Source organism: Campylobacter sp. RM16704, from assembly GCF_000816245.1.
Classification (GTDB): Bacteria; Campylobacterota; Campylobacteria; order Campylobacterales; family Campylobacteraceae; genus Campylobacter_D.
The window spans coordinates 611,017-631,016 of the sequence record NZ_CP007769.1 but is presented as its reverse complement, the minus strand read 5'-3'; the positions used below and the strand labels follow the sequence as shown (position 1 = coordinate 631,016).

General features: G+C 27.2%; 17 protein-coding genes and 3 tRNA genes. 4 read left to right on the top strand and 16 right to left on the bottom strand.

The genetic code is table 11. From position 1 onward, the window contains the following. The first annotated feature begins 11 nt into the window (after window positions 1-11). The gene (gene pgsA, locus CAQ16704_RS03310; protein WP_039666863.1) at window positions 12-542 is read left to right on the top strand and encodes a CDP-diacylglycerol--glycerol-3-phosphate 3-phosphatidyltransferase; all 531 of its coding nucleotides are present in this window, start codon (window positions 12-14) and stop codon (window positions 540-542) included. Window position 543: 1 nt separating this feature from the next. Continuing rightward, window positions 544-1,653, top strand: coding sequence for an RIP metalloprotease RseP (rseP, locus tag CAQ16704_RS03305; RefSeq protein WP_039666862.1), 1,110 nt, complete (start codon window positions 544-546; stop codon window positions 1,651-1,653). On the opposite strand, the gene CAQ16704_RS03300 is transcribed toward rseP, so the two are convergent. The 14 genes from CAQ16704_RS03300 to CAQ16704_RS03235 all read right to left on the bottom strand — a co-directional run bounded on the left by CAQ16704_RS03300 (window position 1,647) and on the right by CAQ16704_RS03235 (window position 18,061). Further along, window positions 1,647-2,483: an inverse autotransporter beta-barrel domain-containing protein gene (locus CAQ16704_RS03300; protein ID WP_039666861.1), complete on the bottom strand. Its 837-nt coding sequence runs from the start codon at window positions 2,481-2,483 to the stop codon at window positions 1,647-1,649. The genes rseP and CAQ16704_RS03300 overlap by 7 nt on opposite strands. Before the next feature lie 332 nt (window positions 2,484-2,815). Next, window positions 2,816-4,651 (bottom strand): bifunctional tRNA (5-methylaminomethyl-2-thiouridine)(34)-methyltransferase MnmD/FAD-dependent 5-carboxymethylaminomethyl-2-thiouridine(34) oxidoreductase MnmC, encoded by a 1,836-nt coding sequence (gene mnmC, locus CAQ16704_RS03295; protein WP_039666860.1) that lies wholly within the window; start codon window positions 4,649-4,651, stop codon window positions 2,816-2,818. After that, window positions 4,648-6,588, bottom strand: a complete 1,941-nt coding sequence (locus CAQ16704_RS03290; protein WP_039666859.1) for an N-acetylmuramoyl-L-alanine amidase family protein — start codon at window positions 6,586-6,588, stop codon at window positions 4,648-4,650. The genes mnmC and CAQ16704_RS03290 overlap by 4 nt, the downstream gene beginning before the upstream one ends. Beyond that, the gene (locus CAQ16704_RS03285; protein ID WP_039666858.1) at window positions 6,581-7,678 is read right to left on the bottom strand and encodes a nitronate monooxygenase; all 1,098 of its coding nucleotides are present in this window, start codon (window positions 7,676-7,678) and stop codon (window positions 6,581-6,583) included. Before CAQ16704_RS03285 ends, CAQ16704_RS03290 begins: the two co-directional genes overlap by 8 nt. Next, window positions 7,678-8,880, bottom strand: a complete 1,203-nt coding sequence (gene tyrS / locus CAQ16704_RS03280; protein WP_039666857.1) for a tyrosine--tRNA ligase — start codon at window positions 8,878-8,880, stop codon at window positions 7,678-7,680. Before tyrS ends, CAQ16704_RS03285 begins: the two co-directional genes overlap by 1 nt. 13 nt (window positions 8,881-8,893) lie before the next feature. Then, the gene (locus CAQ16704_RS03275; RefSeq protein WP_039666856.1) at window positions 8,894-11,080 is read right to left on the bottom strand and encodes a RelA/SpoT family protein; all 2,187 of its coding nucleotides are present in this window, start codon (window positions 11,078-11,080) and stop codon (window positions 8,894-8,896) included. Further along, window positions 11,064-11,282: a DNA-directed RNA polymerase subunit omega gene (locus CAQ16704_RS03270; protein ID WP_039666855.1), complete on the bottom strand. Its 219-nt coding sequence runs from the start codon at window positions 11,280-11,282 to the stop codon at window positions 11,064-11,066. Before CAQ16704_RS03270 ends, CAQ16704_RS03275 begins: the two co-directional genes overlap by 17 nt. A 14-nt stretch (window positions 11,283-11,296) precedes the next feature. Next, complete coding sequence (gene pyrH / locus CAQ16704_RS03265; RefSeq protein ID WP_039666854.1) at window positions 11,297-12,016, bottom strand: UMP kinase; 720 nt, start codon at window positions 12,014-12,016, stop codon at window positions 11,297-11,299. 56 nt (window positions 12,017-12,072) lie between these two features. Next, on the bottom strand, window positions 12,073-13,251 hold the full coding sequence (locus tag CAQ16704_RS03260; protein ID WP_039666853.1) for a murein hydrolase activator EnvC family protein: 1,179 nt from the start codon (window positions 13,249-13,251) through the stop codon (window positions 12,073-12,075). Beyond that, a complete protein-coding gene (locus CAQ16704_RS03255) occupies window positions 13,248-14,054 on the bottom strand; it encodes an ABC transporter permease (RefSeq protein WP_039666852.1) in 807 nt (268 codons plus the stop codon). The genes CAQ16704_RS03260 and CAQ16704_RS03255 overlap by 4 nt, the downstream gene beginning before the upstream one ends. Beyond that, on the bottom strand, window positions 14,041-14,697 hold the full coding sequence (locus CAQ16704_RS03250) for a cell division ATP-binding protein FtsE (RefSeq protein WP_039667712.1): 657 nt from the start codon (window positions 14,695-14,697) through the stop codon (window positions 14,041-14,043). Before CAQ16704_RS03250 ends, CAQ16704_RS03255 begins: the two co-directional genes overlap by 14 nt. A gap of 40 nt (window positions 14,698-14,737) precedes the next feature. After that, a complete protein-coding gene (gene trmB / locus CAQ16704_RS03245) occupies window positions 14,738-15,931 on the bottom strand; it encodes a tRNA (guanosine(46)-N7)-methyltransferase TrmB (RefSeq protein ID WP_039666851.1) in 1,194 nt (397 codons plus the stop codon). Continuing rightward, a complete protein-coding gene (locus CAQ16704_RS03240; protein WP_039666850.1) occupies window positions 15,931-17,145 on the bottom strand; it encodes a fibronectin type III domain-containing protein in 1,215 nt (404 codons plus the stop codon). The genes trmB and CAQ16704_RS03240 overlap by 1 nt, the downstream gene beginning before the upstream one ends. After that, the gene (locus CAQ16704_RS03235; protein WP_039666849.1) at window positions 17,099-18,061 is read right to left on the bottom strand and encodes an RluA family pseudouridine synthase; all 963 of its coding nucleotides are present in this window, start codon (window positions 18,059-18,061) and stop codon (window positions 17,099-17,101) included. Before CAQ16704_RS03235 ends, CAQ16704_RS03240 begins: the two co-directional genes overlap by 47 nt. Before the next feature lie 71 nt (window positions 18,062-18,132). Between CAQ16704_RS03235 and CAQ16704_RS03230 the strand changes: the two genes are divergently transcribed. Further along, on the top strand, window positions 18,133-19,242 hold the full coding sequence (locus CAQ16704_RS03230) for an FtsW/RodA/SpoVE family cell cycle protein (RefSeq protein ID WP_039666848.1): 1,110 nt from the start codon (window positions 18,133-18,135) through the stop codon (window positions 19,240-19,242). A gap of 52 nt (window positions 19,243-19,294) precedes the next feature. Next, window positions 19,295-19,371 (top strand) — tRNA-Ile (locus CAQ16704_RS03225). 394 nt (window positions 19,372-19,765) lie between these two features. Here the strand turns inward: CAQ16704_RS03225 and CAQ16704_RS03220 are convergent. Further along, a tRNA-Met gene (locus tag CAQ16704_RS03220) sits at window positions 19,766-19,841 on the bottom strand. Window positions 19,842-19,854: 13 nt separating this feature from the next. Further along, a tRNA-Gln gene (locus CAQ16704_RS03215) sits at window positions 19,855-19,929 on the bottom strand. Window positions 19,930-20,000: the final 71 nt, after the last annotated feature.

The window sequence follows — 20,000 nt, the reverse complement described above, 5'->3', positions numbered from 1 at the left end:
ATTAATAAACAATGAATTTACCCAATATCTTAGCATTTATAAGGATATTATTAGCTCCACTTTTGTTTTTTTTGCTTATTAATGATTTTGAAAATATTCATCCTAGTTGGGTAAATTATTTTGCTTGTGTTGTTTTTGGTATAGCTGCCTTGACTGATTTTTTTGATGGTTATATTGCAAGAACTTGGAACCAAACCACAAAACTTGGAGCTATTATAGATCCACTAGCAGATAAAATGCTTGTTTTGGCTGCCTTTTTAGGATTATTGCTCACCCAAAAAGCCGATCCTTGGATGATTTATATTATTCTAGTAAGAGAATTTTTTATAACCGGTTTTAGAGTGGTTATGATGAGTGAAAAATTTGATGTAAGTGCTTCTTTTGCAGGAAAAATAAAAACAACCTTTCAAATGATAGCTATTATATTTTTAATCATGCAATGGCCTTTTGCTAATACATTGTTGTTCATTGCCTTAGTACTTACACTTTATTCGGCTTTTGAATACATACTAGCTTATACAAAACATTTAAAAAAGGTATAATTTGAAATCATATTTATTTTTATTTATTATCTTAGTCATTGGCTTTAAATTTTATTCTTTTAGCTTTTTAATAACGCTTTTGGTTATATCTTTTTTAATTTTTTTTCACGAGTTAGGACATTTTTTAGCCGCAAAACATATGAAAGTAGATGTAGAAATTTTTAGTATAGGCTTTGGAAGAGCTGTTTTTAAAAAAACTTACAAAAACACAGAATACCGCTTATCTGCTCTACCTTTTGGAGGCTATGTTAAACTCAAAGGACAAGATGATTTAAATCCTAGCGAAAAAAATTACGAACCAAATAGCTATAACACTCTAAGTCCTCTAGCTAGAATTTACATACTTTTTGCGGGACCATTTTTTAATTTCTTTTTAGCATTTTTACTTTATATAGCCATAGGTTTTTTAGGAGTTCAAAAACTTGCACCTATTATTGGCAATATAGCACCAAACTCAGCTGCGCAAAAAGCAAATTTACAAATTGGAGATAAAATCCTAGCTATAGATGGAGTTAAAATTCAAAGCTTTGAAGAAATCGGCAAACTTGTACATATAAAACCAACCTTACTTAATATAGAACGCGATGGTAAACTCATCAACATCACCCTAACCCCGCAAATTGACCAAGGTTATAATGAATTTTATCAAAAAGTTCAAAAACCACTAATTGGCATAGCACCTAAGGGTGAGTTTGTTACTATTTATCATCCAGGATTTAGTAGTTTAAAATATGCTTATGAAGAAAGCATAGAAGCCTCTTTACTTATTTTTAAAGGTCTTGCTAAAATCATCAGCGGAGAATTAGACGCTAAGAATATGGGTGGAATCATCACTATGGTGGATATAACTTCCAAAGCAGCAAATACTAGCATAGTAGTTTTATTTTTAATCACCGCTTTAATTTCTATCAACCTTGGAGTATTAAATTTACTTCCCATTCCAGCGCTAGATGGAGGACATATACTTTTTAACCTTTATGAGTTAGTCTTTAAAAAAGAAGTGCCAAAAGTATGTTTTGAATATCTTAGTTATTTTGGCATGGCTTTACTTTTAAGTTTAATGGTGTTTGTAACTTATAATGATATTGCTCGTTTTATGAGCAATCAATAAGTCCTTGTTGCAAAATCATAACGATTAAATTTACCTATATTACTCTTTCGATAAAAACTATTATAAAATTGTTTACTTATACTTTGCTCGTAATTTAGTCTAAATCTTACCCACATAGCAGTTTGATCTTTTGTATTATTCTTTTCATCTTGATAATTAAGTGATAAATCCAAAATTGAAATAGGAGAATAAGTAATATTATATTGATTTTGCAATTCTTTTATATTGGAATTAATATTTAAAGTATTCAAATATGGCAAATCGAAAACAATTCCAACTTCAATATTATCATCTAAATCACTATCTTTAACATTGCAATGATTTGCATAGGCTTTAAAATATTGACTAAATTGTAATTCCATGCCAAAGCTATTTTTAGTATAGATTTTCTTATATTGATCGTTAAAATAATTAAAACCTAGATTAAATTCATCAAATTCATAGCGGTTAATAACTCCTATAGAATAAAATTGTTCCAATTGTCCTATTCTAGCTTGTTTTTCTAAAAGCAGTGAAATATTTTCATAATCAAATATAGAATTAATATTTTTAATATTAACATTTATGGCATTAAAATCAATATTAGCTTCTGTTTTATCTTTAGAACTCAGATTTAAAATTTGTCCTAGTGATTTACTGGCATAAGAATTAAAATCTATGTTTTGAACTTGATATTCTTTAGGTTTTTGAAAAAAAACTTGTTTTGAAATATTATTTTTTACATCTTTTTGTTTTTTGGTTAAGTTTTCATCATTTTTACTTAAACTTTCTTCTAAATTTAAAGCAAAAACTTTTAAACAAATACAACTTACAAAAAAGAATTTTCTCACTTGTTATCTCTCTTAATATTTGCTATATAATTTATTTATATCTCAAATTTGCTTAATACGAACATAATTTGCATCTTTAATAATTTGCTTTGCAATATAACTGATATGTTCTAATCTTATGAAATTAATCAATTATATTTCCAATATTTTAATAAAAATTTATTTATAAAAATTCTAATTGTTTAATTCTAAAAATAAAATCTTATTGCGGTTATAATTTTTAAACATATCAATTTTTTAAAATAAAAATTAATTATCTTTTAGAATTTTTTATTTATAAGTTGAATTTTTACATTTAATCCTCTAAAAAATATGAAAAAATAGAATAAATTTTAAAGATTTCCTTTTTTTAATTGGCGAATTAAAAACCTAGAAGGATGTAAAGCATATAAATAATCTTTTTCAATTCTTGGTTCATCAAAAATCAAAGAACTTATTACTCTAGCACAAATAATAGCACTAGCAAATGCTCTAGAACCATGTGCTATTGAAAAATATAAAGGAATAAAACCATTAGGACTTATTTGAGCTTTATCTTTATGCCATAAAAGTGCTTTATAATTTTGAAGATAGAATTTTTCATCATAAGCTTGACCTGCTATAGCAAATCTATCACTAGAATAAGATCTAAAACCAACTTTACCACCTAAAATTTCTAATTTTGTATCTTTTAAAAATTCTTTTATATTTTCAATATTTTGATAGTCATCCTTTTCCAAAAGAACATTATCTTGATTTATTCTATCATAACTTGCACCAATAAGTTGCAAATTTAACTCTTTATTAATAGGACAAACATAGCCTTTGGAAGATAATGCATGCAAATTATTTAAAAATGGTTTTAAATGAGTACATTGACCTCTTACACTACTTAACTTCATATATTTATAGTTTAAAACATTTTTAACATCAGCACCTTGTGCATAAATTAAAACATCATAATCTTTTAAAGATTTTTTATTGCTAAATTTTAAAATAAATTTTTCTTTTTCATAAGAATAGTTTAAAAAATCATACTCAAAAAATAATCTTGCTCTACTTTTTTCTAAAAGTGTCTTGACTACTTCTTGAGGCTTTATACACATTCCATCTTTCAAAAAAGCTTGTTTATTTATAATCTTAAATAAGATATTATTTTTTTGACTCTTAAAACGTTCTTGCATAAGTTCATTATGTGCATATTCATAAACACCTTGTGGATTTAAATTTAAAATTTGCCTATAAAATCTACTTGCTTCTAAAAATGCATATTGTGAAAATTCACCAAGCAAAACATCAGGTTTTAAAATTAAAGAACTTAAAATTCCATTAATATTTCCAGAAGCACCTTTACCTAAAGAATTTTCTTTTTCAAAAACATCTATATTGCAATTTCTTAAGGAAAGTTCATAAGCTAAACTGGCTCCTGCTATACCTCCACCAATAATGGCTATTTTTTTGACATCTTTTCTTAATGATGGGGTATTAAAATATGCAAACTTATTTTTAAATTCTAAGCCATTAAAAATAGCTTGTATCATTTCTCTCTTTTTATAACCTTTAATCTTGATTACACTAAAATTATTAGCAAGCAATGCTTTTTGGAGTAAACTAGCAGCAGAAAAAGTCAAAATTTTAGCTTTTATTTTAGAATTTTTAGCTATATATTTTATAATATCTTCATTAAACATATCTTGATTTTTAGCAGGTGAAAAACCATCTAAATACCAAATATCAGCTTTAAAATCTAAATTTTGCAGTTTTTCTTTAGCATCTCCAAAAACCAAATCTAAAAAACAATTTTGAAAATAAAACCTATAAACGCCATCTTTGCATATAGGATAAAATTGCAAAAATTGCTCCAAGAGTTCTTTAAATTCCTCATAAAAACCAAGATTTTTATAAATTTCTCTTAATTTTTCTTTTTCTATATAAAAATTTTCAAAACTAAGATAAAAAAGTCTTTGACTATCTTTTTTTTCTTTTAAAAAGCGCTTTAGTGTAAGAAAAAAATTTAAACCTATACCAAAACCAAGTTCTGCAATAATAGTTTGTTTTTCATTAAATTCAAAGGCATTGCTATAAATAAAAGCACTTTCACCTAGACCATCATCACAATTAAAATAATAATCATCAAAATCCAAAGAAAAAGGTGTGTTGTTTTTAATAATAATATTTGCTTTTTTCATTGATTTTTATAAAAATAACTTTCTATGCCATTAGCTATGCCAATAGCTAATAATTCTTGAAAATTATTATTTATGAGCCTATTTCTTTCGCTGGGATGACTTATATAACCTGTCTCAATCAAAATTGCAGGCATTTGAGCTCCTACTAAAACCCAAAACGGAGCCTCCCTAACCCCGCCATCTACTACTTTGTATTTTTTACGCACATTACTTAAAATACTTTTTTGCACATCAATAGCCAATTTATTAGAAGCAACTATTTTTTCACGATTTAAAAAATTTAAAAAAGTTTGCTTAGAAAAATAATTCATTTCTTCAAAATCCGATTGGTTTTCCAACTCTGCAGCTTTTTTACTTCTTTCACTTCTTGCAGGTGATAAAAAGAAAGTTTCAATTCCTTCAAGAGTTTTTGCTTTTTGCTTGTTTGGTGCTGCATTTGCATGAATAGAAATAAACAAATCGGCCATTTTTTCATTTGCCATAGAAGTTCTATCTCTAAGATTTATAAATTTATCTGTACTTCTAGTATAATAGATTTTATACCCTCTTTTTTTTAATTCATTACCAAGTTTTAATCCAACATTTAAAACTATATCCTTTTCTTTAACACCCTTAGTACCTAAAGTACCTGGATCTTTACCACCATGGCCTGGATCAATTACTATAATTTTTCCTGCTTTTTTAACTGAAGATTTCTTTTCTGTTAACTTAGTTTTTTGGTTTGTATTTTTGATATTTTTTTCAAAACCTATAAACAACTCATTATCATCTAAATCAATACTTGTTTTAAAATTACTTGTTGAACTTAAAACAAGCCTAACAGTTGTTTTATTATATTGAGTCAGAGTTATAGATTGATTTTTATTAATATTTATTTTTTTTCTATCACCTTCCAATATTGCCTCAAAACTTACAATAGAACGATAAAATTTACCATCTTTAAAAGAACTAATTTTAATATCTTCTATATCAATATCATTATTTAATTCTAAATTTACACCATTTTTTTCTTTGATTGATTTTAATATATACAACGGCTCATTTTTTTTATCAATTTCTTTTTTTACTGCTAATTTTTTTACTTCATTTTGAGCTTTAGTTATAGGTTTAGGTTTTGGATTTTCTTTTTTTTCTATTTCTTCAAGTCCCATAAAAAAACTTTGGTTTTTAAGTTCTATTTTTACTTTCAATTCTTTTTTAGAGGTTAATACTAAACGCATAGTAGTCGGATCAAACTGCGAAACAACAATATCAAAATCTTTAAATTCAAAATTTCTCTTAGATCCTTTTAAAATTCCATCAAAATCCGCAACATAACGAAAATTCTTATCACCTTTGAGAGTAAAATTTTTGATGTCTTTTTGGCTGATTTTTTCACTCAAATCAAGCAAGACACCATTATCTATTTTTTTTACATCAAGCACAAAAAGCTCTTTTTGCACTGGGGCTTTTTTATCTTCTTTTTTATCTTCTTTTTTATCTTCTTTTTTATCTTCTTTTTTATCTTCTTTTTTATCTTCTTTTTTATCTTCTTTTTTATCTTCTTTTTTATCTTCTTTTTTATTAATAGATGTTGTAGCGTTAGTTTCAATTTTTGCTTGTTCTTTTTTTATTTTTTGATCTTGTATAACTTTTAAAGCATTTTTTAAACGTGAAATTTCTTCTTCACTTACTCCGCTTTCTTTGAGCTCTTGCACATAAGCTTTATCATCAAAACCTAAAGAATTAGAACTTATAATTAATCTTTTTAAAATTTCATTCTTTTCTTCAGAATTATCATTAATTACACTTTGTATATACAAAGATTTTAGTTGTTGATGTAGTTGTAGTTTCTCATCTGAATTAGAAATTAAAAAAAATTGATCAAATTTCTTAACTTCTGCATTAGCAAAAGCACTAAGACAAAATAATAAAAAAATAAAGACTATTCTAAGCATTTTCACCATTAACTAATTTTTTCATTAGCTCTTCTACACTAATAAGCTTATCTAGTTTATATCCATTAATACCTGTAAAAAATAAGCCTGTTTCTTTTTTGCCGCTCCATGCATCATATAATCTATCTGCTATACAATAACCCACTTTAGTAGCTTCCTTGCCTCTGCCACATGGTGCAACGCAATTGCTCACACAAGAAATTTTTGGCCCCATTCTTTTATCAACTAAATTTAAAAGGTTAGTTCTTATTCCTCTTGCAGGATAGCCAACTGGAGATTTTAAAAGTTCAATATCTTCTTTTTTACATTCAAGCAATACCTGTTTAAAATCATCACTTGCATCACATTCAAAAGTTCCTATGAAACGAGTTCCCATTTGAACGCCACTTGCCCCTAAAGACATCATTTTTTCTATATCTTGCTTATCCCAAATTCCACCTGCAGCAATTAGTGGTATATCCCCCCAATTTTTAATTTCTTGTGCAACTTGTGGAACTACATTTTCTAATTGATACTCATCCATCAAACATTGTTCATAAGTAAAACCTTGATGTCCTCCACTCTTAGGCCCTTCAACTATAACTGCATCAGGCAAACGATTATATCTACTTTGCCATCTTTTACAAATAATTTTTAAAGCTTTAGCAGATGATACAATAGGCACCAAAGCAACATCAGGATAATCTTGTGTAAATTCAGGTAAATTTGTAGGAAGCCCTGCTCCTGAAACTATTACATTAAAACCAACTTCACAAGCATTATGTGCAATTTGTGCATAATTATTACTTGCATATAAAATATTACAACCCAAAGGTGCATCAGCGCAAACTTTTCTAGCATTATCTATCAAAGCTTTCAAGCCTGCTTTTGAATAAAAATTATCACTTCCATAAGGTTTTGCATTAAGCTCTTTATCTATATGTGTTCTATTTTCATAATATCCAGTTCCCACTGAGGAAATAATTCCTAAACCACCATTTAAAGAAACTGCAGAAGCAAGTTTATCCCAGCTTATACCAAGACCCATACCACCTTGAAAAATAGGATATTTTATTTCATGCTTTCCAATTTTTAAAGCTTTAAAACTCATCATACTACCTTTAATTTTGCAAATTTTCTTTTTCCAACTTGTAAAATATATTCTCCGCTTTCTAGTTGGAATTGTTCATCTTGAACTTTTTCCCCATTAATACTTACCGCATTTGAATTAATCAATCTTCTTGACGCTGAAGTAGAGCTTTCCATTTTACATTCTACTATAGCTTTTGCAAGCCAAATACTACCTTCTAAAGTAAAACTTGGCATATCACTAGGAAGCTCTTTTGCGCCATGAACTTTGTCAAATTCTTCCTTAGCTTTTAATGCACACTCATTTGAGTGAAAACGCACAGTAATTTCTAAAGCTAAATCTTCCTTAGCTTTTTTAGGATGCAATAAACCATTTTTAATATCATCTTTCATTTGAGAAATTTCGCTTAAATTTTTCTCACTTAAAAGCTCATAGTATCTAAACATTAATTCATCGCTTATACTTAAAACTTTAGCATACATATCTTTAGCACTTTCAGTTACTCCTATATAATTACCCAAACTTTTGCTCATCTTATTAACACCATCAAGTCCCTCAAGTAATGGCATCATTATAACGGCTTGTTCTTTTTTGCAATTATATATTCTTTGAAGTTGTCTACCCATCAAAAGATTAAATTTTTGATCCGTTCCACCCATTTCAATATCACTTTTTAAAGCAACACTATCATAACCTTGTAAAAGTGGATATAAAAATTCACAAATAGATATAGAACTTTGTTCTTTAAAACGCTTTGTAAAATCATCCCTTTCAAGCATTCTAGCAACACTAAAAGTTGAAGTCAATTCCACTATACCACTTGCACCTAACTCATTAAGCCATTTAGAATTAAAATGAATTTGAGTTTTGCTTGGATCTAAAATTTTGAAAACTTGCTCTTCATAAGTTTTGGCGTTTTTAAGAACTTCTTCTTTATCAAGTTTTTTTCTTGTAACACTTTTGCCCGTAGGATCACCTATTTGTGCTGTGAAATCACCTATTAAAAACTGCACTATAGCCCCATGTTTTTGAAGTAAAGACATTTTATTTAAAACAACAGTATGCCCTAAATGCAAATCAGCTGCTGTAGGATCAAAGCCAGCTTTTACAAAGAAATTTTCACCCTTTTCATAATAATTTCTAATTAAAAAAATTAATCTATCTTCATCAATAATTTCCGATATCCCTCTTTTAATTTCTTTAATAATTTCATTAATATTCATAATAAAACCTTTTTTAGTGATTATTATATGCATCATTTAAAGATATAAAGTCTAAAATTTTATACTTTGTTTTTAATCTTTCTTTGGTATTTTCAGCATCAATATTATTTGGTAATTCAACTTGCACTTCAAAATAATTTGCTACAACAGGCTCTGAATCAGTCGAATTAATACTCAAAATATTAATTTGCATTTTAGCTAAAGTAGTCAAAAAATCTGCTAAAGAACCTTTTTTATTTTCAATAGAAACAATAATTTTATAACTTTTTATAGAACTATCACTCCACAAAGCAAAAACCATTTCTTTATTTTCATCAATCATTTTCATTGCTTGTTCGCAAAGTTTGTGATGTATTGTTGCACTGGTAGAATGCCTAAAAGCAATAATTTCATCTCCTCTTTTTGGTCTACAACAATAATCAAAATTAATACTAGTAATTTTATAATTAGAACCTATAATAATACTTTCAAATTTTTGTTCATTTTGCTCAAATTTACTTGTTTGATTTTGAATCATATATTTTCTAAGAGCATTAATTACATCTTTAAAATAATTAAAATCTAAAGCAATTTGTCTGATTTTTTTACTAAAATTTTCTTTTTCTAGCCATTTTTTTATGATTTTTGAATCTTTACTAAATACAGTAGAAAGAAGATTGATTGCAATTTTATTATTTAATTCTTTTTTCTTTTGTTTACAGAAATCTCTTATACTTGCTTTTGCTTTTCCTGTTTTAACACTATCAATCCAAGAACATCTAAAATACTCTTCTTCAGATGTCTCGATACTAACTATATCACCATTTTTAAGCACAGTTAAAAGCGGGACTCTAATACGATTTACAAAGGCTGCTTTTGCGTGAAGCCCTACTTTTGTATGAACTTCATACGCAAAATCTAAAGCTGTGGCTCCACGAGGTAAAGTAAAAATTTCTCCTTTTGGTGAATATACTGCAATATCTTCTATATATAAACTATCTTTAGCATACTCATAGAGTTCTATTGCATCATAATCTTGAACATTATTTCCTTCTTTATCGTGCATAGAAATATCTGCAAGCCACTCTAAATTTGGAGTAACAATATTTCCTTCTTTGTATTTCCAATGAGCAGCCACTCCAAATTCAGCAGTTTTATGCATATCAAAAGTTCTAATTTGAGCTTCTATGATATTTTTAGCATCAAAAAGTGTTGTATGTAAAGTTTGATACCCATTTTGTTTTGGTAATGCTATATAATCTTTAAATCTTGAAATTAAAGGATTAAAATGAGTATGTAGAATTCCTAAAGCCAAATAACAATCATAAACTTTCTCAACCAAAATTCTAACACCCAAAAGATCTAAAACTTCTTCAAGTCCTACACCTTTTCTTTGCATTTTTAAATATATAGAATAATTATGTTTAATTCTTTTGTGTATAACAAAACTACCTTGTCTAAAACCATTTTCTAAAAACAATATTTCTATTTTGGAAATAAATTCATTAAATTCAAGTTGAATTTGTTGATCTTTTGCGTTAATATAATTATCTATCTGCATATATTCTTCAGGCAATAAAAACTTAAAACTTAAATCTTCAAGTAAATTTTTTATACTTGAAATTCCAAGTCTATGAGCTATAGGAGCGTATACCACTAAAGTTTCTTCACTAATTCTTTTTCTTTTATCTTCTCTTAAATAACTTAGTGTAAGCATATTATGCAATCTATCACAAAGTTTTATCACAAGGATACTAACATCTTCAACACCAGCTAAAAGCATATTCCTAAAAGTTAAAGCAGATCTTGCTAATTTTTCATTTGAATTAGAGCGTGTAAGATGGTCTTCTCTAATACTAACTATTTTAGTTAAACCCTGAACTAGTTTGGTTACTTCTTCACCAAAATTTAAACTCAATTCTTCTTCGTTGCAATTTGTATCTTCTAATACATCATGTAATAAAGCAGCTATAATCATAGATTCTATAGGACTTAAAAAAGCGACAAAAGAAGCAACTAATATAGGATGAACTGCATAAGGTTCACCACTTTTTCTAAATTGCCCTTCATGTTTTTGAATGCAAAAATTCACAGCTCTTTCTAAAATATTAGAATGCGGAAAAACTAAAAAGAGAATTTCTTTTGCTCTTTGCAAATCTTTACAGTTTTTTACATCATTAATAAGCCTATCTAGCAATAATTCATCATTTACTAGCTTCAATAAATCCCTCTAATACGATTTTATCTTCTGCTATCTCATATAAAGCAATATCAGTATACTTATATTTGTTTTTATCTAAATTAACCAAAGGGTCTGCACCATTAGCAAGTTCTTCTGCTCTTTTTGCAACTACTAAAGCCAATTTATACCTATCATCTTTCATTTTTTTTAAAGCTTTTGCAGCTATTTGTTCTACTCTCATTTTTTTCCTTAGTATTAATTTTTAACAATAGAGCATAAACTCATATCGCCTTGAATAATTTTTAACAAATTTCCCTCTTTGAACATATTACATACAACTATAGGCAAAGCATTATCTTTTGCTAAAGCAATAGCAGTATCATCCATTACTTTTATGTTATCATGTAAAGCTCTTTCGTAACTTAATTCATTTAACATCACCGCATCATTAAATTTTTTAGGATCTTTGTCATAAATTCCATCTACTTTAGTCGCTTTGATAATCATGTCTGCTTGGATTTCTACTGCTCTTAAAGTCGCTGCAGTATCTGTAGTAAAATAAGGGTTACCAGTACCACAGGCAAAAATTACTATACGTCCTTTTTCTAGATGCCTATGTGCTCTCCTCATAATAAAAGTTTCACAAAATGCTTCCATTTGAATAGCACTTTGCACTCTTACATCAAGACCGGCACTTTCTAATGCTTCTTGCATAGCTATAGAATTAATCACAGTAGCAAGCATTCCCATATGATCGCCACTTGTTCTTTTTATAAGTCCATCTCTTGCAGCAGATACACCTCTAATGATATTTCCACCACCTATAACAATACCTACTTCAACATTTTCACTAATTAAACTTTTTATTTCAGATGCTATATATTTTAAAATAGAATTTTCTATACCAAAGCCATTTTCACCAGCTAAAGCTTCTCCAGAAAATTTAACTAAAACTCTTTTTCTTTTATTATTCATTGAAAATTCTCCTTTGAAATAAAACTATACCAAAATTCGCATTAAAAAAAACTAATTTATCTAATCATTTCTAAAGGATTTATATGAAAATTCTTTTGTGTTACTTCAAAAGTTAAATCACTCTCAACCCTACCTATGATATATCCCTTTTTTATATTTCTTCCTACTTTAACACCAGGTGCTATTTTATCCAAATGCGCATAAATAGTATGAATTCCATTTTTATTTTCAACAATAATTACTTTTTTTAAAGTTGGCGTTGCCTTAGCAAAAACCACTTTACCATCTAAAACATTCCTCACTGCAGCATTAGCAGTATTACTTTTTAAAACAACATTTTCGTTATAAATTTTAATATTGTAAATAGGATCTATATAATTTCCAAATTTTTGTTTTACTATATATGACTCTAAAGGTGCTATAGTTTTAACACCACTATAACTCTTAACACTGCTTGTTTGATAGCTTGAACCTACTTGTTTGATATTATTTGATGGTTTTTTTTCATCTATTTTTTGTGTAACTTTTTTTTCTTCTTCCTTTTCTTTTATAATTTTTAATTTATTTAAAGTTTGTCTTAATTCTTGTTGTTGTACTTGTAAATTAGATAATTTTCTTGTATATATTTCTTTATCAGTTCTTTGTTTTGCAATTTCTTGTTCTTGTTTTTTTCTAAGATTTTTAAGCTCATCAATTTGGTTTTTGTAGCTTTTTAAATTTGTATTAATTATTGTAATTTGAGTTTGTTTTTCTTCGATTTTTTTACTAATATCTTCATAATCTTTAGAAATTTGATAAAAATTATCTTTAAAAATTTTATCTAAATTTTCAATCATTTCTAGAACAATAATACTATCTTCACTTTCTATATAATTTTTAGGAATAGCTAAGTCATAAGCGAAATCTTTAGCTATTAAATCAATTAATTTTCCTTCTATTTTATTTTTATTTTTTAAAAGTTCTTTATTTTGCACATTTAATTGCTCTAAAGATTTAATTTGATTTCTAACAGAACTTTCTAACTTAGAAGTTTTAGAACTTAAAATATTAATTTCATTTGCAATTTTTTTAAGATTTTTTTCATTTTCTAAAATTTCATCAGCCAGATCTTCTAATTTCTTAGAAAGTTGTTTAACCACTCTTTCATTTTCTTTGATATCTTTTTGTTTTTGTGCGATTTCATTTGCAAACAAAATAGAAAAGGAAAATAAAAAAAGCCAAAAGCATTTTTTCATTTTCTAACCTTAAACATTACAAAATTCACACAAACAAAACATACACAAAGTATTATCAAAAACACTAAAGATAGATGTGTAAATATGCTTATTTTAGGTAAACTAATATCCACACTTTCTAAAACTAATTTAATTGATTCAAGATCATACACTTGAGTGAAAAATAACACCAATAATAAAAATGCAATCAAACAATCAATGAAAACAATTTTATAAAGCATAAATGATCTAAACCAAAACGGTGCTCCAAGCAAACACATAATTTCAACCCTTTGAGTATGCTCAAAAAGCCATATTTTCATTTGCTTAAGTAATAACACAAAACTGAGTAATATAATAATAAATAGGAAAAACCATAGTAAAAACTTTACTAAAACAAGAAGTTTATAGATTTTAGTATGCGTCTTGGCAAATGTTTCAATTTTAGTAATATTTGGATTTTTCAACAATTTTTCTTTTAGAATTTTTAACTCATCTTCTGATAAAAGTTTATTAAGCTTTAAAGTATAAAATTTAGGCAAAGTTGCTTTTAATACTTCAATATTTTTAGCCGAAATATTATTTTTAAGCCTATCAACCATCTCACTAGGATTTAATACTTCTAACGATTGAAAATGTTCAATTTGATCTTCTATACTTTTTTTATCTAAATAAGTTTTTCCTACCAAAATAATATTATAATCTTTATTTAAAAGTTTTTCATAGTGCTCTATAGTTTTATTTGTAATAATTAAAAACTCAAAAGCAAACATCATCACCATTAAGGCAAATATTAAAGAAAGATGATTTTTAAACGATTTCATTCATTCTCCCATTTTCTATATTAAAGCGACGATAATCGAGTCTTAAATTAGTAGGAATTCTATGTGTAACTACTACTACACAAGTTCCAAGTATCTCTCTAGCTGATTTTAATAATGTCCATATAATATCTGAAGAATATTCATCTAAATTACCTGTTGGCTCATCACATAAAAGTAATTTTGGATTATGCGCCAAAGCTCTAGCCATAGCTACGCGTTGTTGTTCTCCACCTGAAAGTTGTGCAGGCTTTTTATCCGCTTTAAATGTTAAATTTACATGTTTTAAAAGTTTTGCAGCTTGCTCTTTACATACATTTTTACTATAACCCTTAATCATCAAAGGAAGCATTACATTTTTCTCAACGCTAAATTCTTGAACCAAACGATAATCTTGAAAAATAATACCTATTTTTTGTCTAAGTTGCAAAAGTTCAACATTAGAAATATTTATCAAATCATTACCACAAACTTTTAAATTTCCACTCATGGGCTCTAAATCTCCGTAGAAAGATTTTAGTAAAGTTGATTTTCCACTACCACTTTTTCCAGTAATAAAAACAAAATCATTATCTTTTAATGAAAAACTAGCATTTTCTATAACAAGCTCATCATATCCAAGACAAAGTTTTTTAGCTTCTATCATCACTATATTTTCCTCATAAATAATATAAAAGTTAAATGTTTTATTGTTTAATATAAGAATACAATATTTCTCTTAATTTTTCTATAGCTTTTAAATTTTCTTTTGTTTTAAAAGGTTCATTGAAGACAAAATCTGTTCTATGTTCGCCTAATCTTATGTAAATATGTTCGGGTTTATAAAAAGCACCAAAAGCTATTTTAATAATAATTTCTTTATCCTTAACATATATTTTTTCAATATGTAAAAAAAAATTTTCACCTTTAAAAACATTGTTTTTAAAATTATTTTTAATGTAATCTAATTCCTCTAAATTAAATTTTAAAATTTCGATAGCAAATTTTTGTTTTTTATTTAAATTTTCACTTTTACCAAAACCACTAATTGCTAAATCATATATATCTTTTTCTTGTCTTTTCCATCGATCTTCATATTTACTTGATACTTCCAAATTTTTATTTTTTGCAATTTCTGCTTTTAAATGTGAAAAATTTAAAAAAGTTTCCAAAGTAAAACTAAAATACATATAACTATCTGTTCTAAGCTCAAACTGACCAGTGTCTTTTAAAACCCTAGCACATTCATTTGCAAAATTTAGCCCCACTACCCTACGATGAGGCTTCTTATCCCAAGGAACAGGAAAATGTAAAAAGATTTTATCTACTAAATTAGATTCAAGCACACTTAACAACAACCTTGCATCAGTTTCTATCAATAAAACATTATTTAAGTTTTCACTTAAGGCAAGTTTAGCTACTTGTTCTAATGCAGGAGTGTAAATTTCTATACCAATAATTAAAATATCAGGATTTTGCTTAGCTTGATAAAGTAAATGTCTACCACTACCAAAACCTATTTCAATATAAATTTGCTTCTTATCTTGAATTTTATCTAATAACTCTTTTATATTATTGACAATTAAAGGAGTTTTTTGAATTAATCTTGTATGTTTTAGAGCAACTGCTTCACAAACTATATCTTGAGTAAAATTTTCTTTAAATATAAGCAAAGCTTTTTGCAAATATCCGATTTGAGAAGGTTTTGTATGTTTTTCACCCTTTATAAGCCACTCTTGTTTCTTATTATCTTTTTTAATTTGCAAAAAAAAACTTTCCTGTTGGACATGTGTAAAAAGTAAATTTACATTCTCACCTTTAGCAAGCCATAAAAATTCAACTCCATCCTTTTGAAATGGAAGTTGAATTTCTTTTAAAATTTTACACTTAAAATTTGGCATTATTTTACTGCTGTAAATTTATTAGAAGCTTTTGATTCTATACCATTGATATCAATTGCAATAACTTCATAACTATATACTTTTCCAGGAACTGCTGTAATATCTTTTAATTGTTTTGATTTAATCTCTTTAAATACAGCACTACTTCCTCCACCACTTCTTTTTACTATATACTCTTTAGCTCTATCATCATTATCAACCCATTCAACCCTAATACCATCATCTTCAACAGCACATAAAACAATACTAGGTGCTAAAGGTGCTCCTAAAGTAATACCTTCCACTGGTTCATTTGTTATAGGACTTTCCAAACCATCTTTATCAACCATACTTACTTTATAATATCTTTTTTCAGATATACCCTTTACCACATCTTCATAGGTGTTTTCAGAAGTTTTAGCTATTACGCTAAAAGGTAAAAATGTAGTTGAACTTGAGTAAATTTTATAATAAGCAAAATCTGCATAATCAATTTTATCCCAAGTTAAAATGATTTTTCTTGGAGCATCTTTACTTGCTTGTAAATTATTTACCATTGGAGGAAGTGCTTTTGTGGTTGATTCAACTATCTTACTTGGTTCGCTTTTTACACCATCATAGGTTAAAGCTATAATTCTGTATTGAAAACTTTCATCGGGCTTTAATGAGTCATCTATGTATTCAGCACTTAAACGATTTTTTACTCTTGAAAGTTCTTTAAATTTCATATCTTTCATATTAGCACGTTCAATAATGTATGAATTTACTCTTAAATCAGGATGTGGCCTCCAAACCAACTTTACACGATTTGGCAAACCTACAATAGCTTGAACAAAAGGAACTGGATCAATCACTCTATTTGTGAAAGCTTCTATACTTACACCATCTTGAGAAACTTGACCAAGCTCGTTAAAAGTTTTCATAGAATAATAATATCTTGTATTTGGTTCTAAATTTGTATCAGTATAATGTGTTTGAAATTTATTTTTGATTTTTGCTATAAGCTCCATAGGTGCACCAGCCGCATTTGCTCTATAAATATAATAGCCCGCTATATTTTGATCATACAAAGGCTCCCATTCAAAAGCTATGCTTGTAATATCACTTATACTTTTAATACTTGAAATTTTTGGTAAAGTATCATTTACTTGGGCAATTTGAGGCGAACTCATAGTTGTACTACAAGCACTAAAAGCTAAAGCTGAACTTAAGATAATCCAATGAAGTTTTTTCATCTATCTCTCCTTGTGTAAAATTTTCTTTTAAAATTTGATAAAAATCATCAAACATAGGTGCTTTTATAAACATAAGCTTTTTAGTCCTAGGGTGAATGAAATAAATCAAATATGCATGAAGCATTACTCTATTATACTTTATTTTTCCTTTATATCCATATAATTCATCTCCTAAAATATAACGATTAAAATCGGCTAAATGTACTCTGATTTGATGTGTTCTTCCGGTGTATAATTTAGCAGCAATCAAAGAACAATCTTTACCACTTAATAAATTTATAAAATCTGTTTTTGCACTTTTTGCTAAAGAATTTAAATGACTTGTAGTTATTTTTTTAAGCCTATTGCTAGGACAACGCATAATAGCTTTTTCATTACTCATTTTATCTTTTTTTAAAGGCAAATCACTCAAAGCAAGATAAAATCTCCCCATGCTTTTATCTAAAAGCTGATTTGCTAAAAACTGATGACTTTGGTTATTTTTTGCTATTACTATAGCCCCGCTTGTCCCTTTGTCAAGTCTATGTACAAGTCCAGCTCTATGATCTCCGTTTAAATTTGATAAAATATAACCTTTATATAAAAGCCAATCCACCAAAGTTGCTTCTTTTACACTACTTGCACCATGCACAACAACATTAGGAGCTTTATTTAAAACCAAAACATCATCATCTTCATGCAAAATTGTTATATCAAATTCGGGTGTATAATTTTCTTTTATTTCTTTTGTTTGAGGTAATAAGATACTTATCTCATCTTTTTGTTTTATTTTTTTTGAACTTTTTTTTTCTATTTTTTTATTGACACAAACACAATTTTCTTTTATTAATCTAACCACTTGAGAACGACTTTGTTTTAATACATCTGATAAAAAAACATCTAATCGCTCTTCACAAAGTGATGAAATTTTTAGCATATTATATTTCCTTAATAATAAAATTCGTAATTTTAGCATATAATTACATAATATTTTGCAAAGGAATATTTTTGATAAGACTTGATAGAAGAATTTTAACCCATTTTGACTTTGTTCAGCCTCTTCTTATATTGCCTATTATTGCCATATCTTTTTTTTTAATATATGAAGCAAATACCTACTTGGCTGAAAAGCAAGTTATATATACCTTAGTAGGTTTTGCTGGTTTCACATTTTTTTTCTTTTTACCTTTGAGAAAATTGATATGGCTTATTCCTACACTTTATTGGATTAACATAGCTTTGCTTTTAAGTGTAGATATTTTTGGCATTGAAAAACTTGGTGCTAGAAGATGGCTTGAAATTCCTTTTACACATTTCACCATACAACCTTCTGAAATTTTTAAGCCTTCTTTTATATTAATGTTAGCTTATTTAATTTATCAAAATCCTCCTCCTTCAAATGGTTATGGCTTAAAACAATTTTTAAAATTAAGTTGTTATATCCTACTTCCTTTTTTACTCATAGCAGGAGAACCTGATTTAGGGACTGCTTTGGTGCTTTTACTAGTAGGTTTTGGTACACTTTTTATTATAGGAGTTAATTACAAAATTTGGCTTAGTATTTTTTTGGTTATAGCTATATCTTCACCTATTATTTATAATGATTTTTTAAAGCCTTATCAAAAACAAAGAATTCATGATTTTTTAGCTGAAAAACCAAGTTACCATGTAAAACAATCCATTATAGCTATAGGAAGTGGTGGTTTGAGTGGGAAAAAAATAGACGAAGCTACACAAACTCACTTTAAATTTTTACCCATTTCTACTAGTGATTTTATTTTTGCTTATTTATCAGAAAGATTTGGTTTCATAGGTGCTGTAATAATCACATTACTTTATGCTTTATTAATTTTTCACTTATTAAGTTTAAATTATAAACTCAAAGATGATTATTTTACAAAAGTAATAACAAATTGTATAGCTCTATTTATATTTATATATATAGCAGTAAATATATCAATGACTATAGGTTTTGCACCAGTTGTCGGTATACCTATGCCATTTTTTAGTCATGGCGGAAGTTCTTTTGTTACTTTTATGATTTTTTTTGGTATTTTGCAAAATTTGCTTACTTTTAGATATTTAGATATAGAAAAAGCAGTAAAAATCAAATTCTAAAATAAAATTAAGGAAATAAAGATATAATAATATTTCCATTTCAACTTCTGGCGGATTTATAGCTCAGTTGGTTAGAGCAACCGGCTCATAACCGGTTGGTCGCAGGTTCGAGTCCTGCTAAATCCACCATTGCTTCTTTCACAAACTATCATAAATTATTATGAACTAATATCAGTTAACATAAATTAAAATCTTTTGTAAATAAAAAAATGCAATTAAAATTATATTTAAGAAAATATATTGTTGCAAGCAATAAGTAAACTTAAAAAATTAATTATTAGCATTATTTTAATAACACAAATATTAAAACATGAAAAAACTTAATTCTTTTAAAATACAAACAATTTAAAATAAATATATTAAAAATGCAAAAGTTATAAATAATTAATCTGATTTTATTTTTTGTATTTTGATAATAAATTTTTCATTTAATACTTACATCAGATTATATATTTAAAAGAAAGTTAAAATCTTTTGTAATTACTGCCAAAATATGCAAAACAAATTATAATAAGCGAAATTATGGTTGCGAAGGGGAGATTTGAACTCCCGACCTTCGGGTTATGAGCCCGACGAGCTAACCACTGCTCTACTTCGCGGCATCATATGAAGTGGATGGGGTAAAGGGATTCGAACCCCTGAATGACAGGACCAAAACCTGTTGCCTTACCGCTTGGCGATACCCCAATAAAATGGTTTCTATAAATTAAAACACGTATTATATATTATTTTTAATATAATGTCAAGAAAAATTATAT

Bases quoted from the DNA above. Each gene is read 5' to 3' on its own strand.
- pgsA (WP_039666863.1), top strand. From the start codon at position 12: ATGAATTTACCCAATATCTTAGCATTTATAAGGATATTATTAGCTCCA.
- mnmC (WP_039666860.1), bottom strand. From the start codon at position 4,651: ATGAAAAAAGCAAATATTATTATTAAAAACAACACACCTTTTTCTTTG.
- CAQ16704_RS03290 (WP_039666859.1), bottom strand. From the start codon at position 6,588: ATGCTTAGAATAGTCTTTATTTTTTTATTATTTTGTCTTAGTGCTTTT.
- CAQ16704_RS03285 (WP_039666858.1), bottom strand. From the start codon at position 7,678: ATGAGTTTTAAAGCTTTAAAAATTGGAAAGCATGAAATAAAATATCCT.
- tyrS (WP_039666857.1), bottom strand. From the start codon at position 8,880: ATGAATATTAATGAAATTATTAAAGAAATTAAAAGAGGGATATCGGAA.
- CAQ16704_RS03270 (WP_039666855.1), bottom strand. From the start codon at position 11,282: ATGAGAGTAGAACAAATAGCTGCAAAAGCTTTAAAAAAAATGAAAGAT.
- pyrH (WP_039666854.1), bottom strand. From the start codon at position 12,016: ATGAATAATAAAAGAAAAAGAGTTTTAGTTAAATTTTCTGGAGAAGCT.
- CAQ16704_RS03260 (WP_039666853.1), bottom strand. From the start codon at position 13,251: ATGAAAAAATGCTTTTGGCTTTTTTTATTTTCCTTTTCTATTTTGTTT.
- CAQ16704_RS03255 (WP_039666852.1), bottom strand. From the start codon at position 14,054: ATGAAATCGTTTAAAAATCATCTTTCTTTAATATTTGCCTTAATGGTG.
- CAQ16704_RS03250 (WP_039667712.1), bottom strand. From the start codon at position 14,697: ATGATAGAAGCTAAAAAACTTTGTCTTGGATATGATGAGCTTGTTATA.
- trmB (WP_039666851.1), bottom strand. From the start codon at position 15,931: ATGCCAAATTTTAAGTGTAAAATTTTAAAAGAAATTCAACTTCCATTT.
- CAQ16704_RS03240 (WP_039666850.1), bottom strand. From the start codon at position 17,145: ATGAAAAAACTTCATTGGATTATCTTAAGTTCAGCTTTAGCTTTTAGT.
- CAQ16704_RS03235 (WP_039666849.1), bottom strand. From the start codon at position 18,061: ATGCTAAAAATTTCATCACTTTGTGAAGAGCGATTAGATGTTTTTTTA.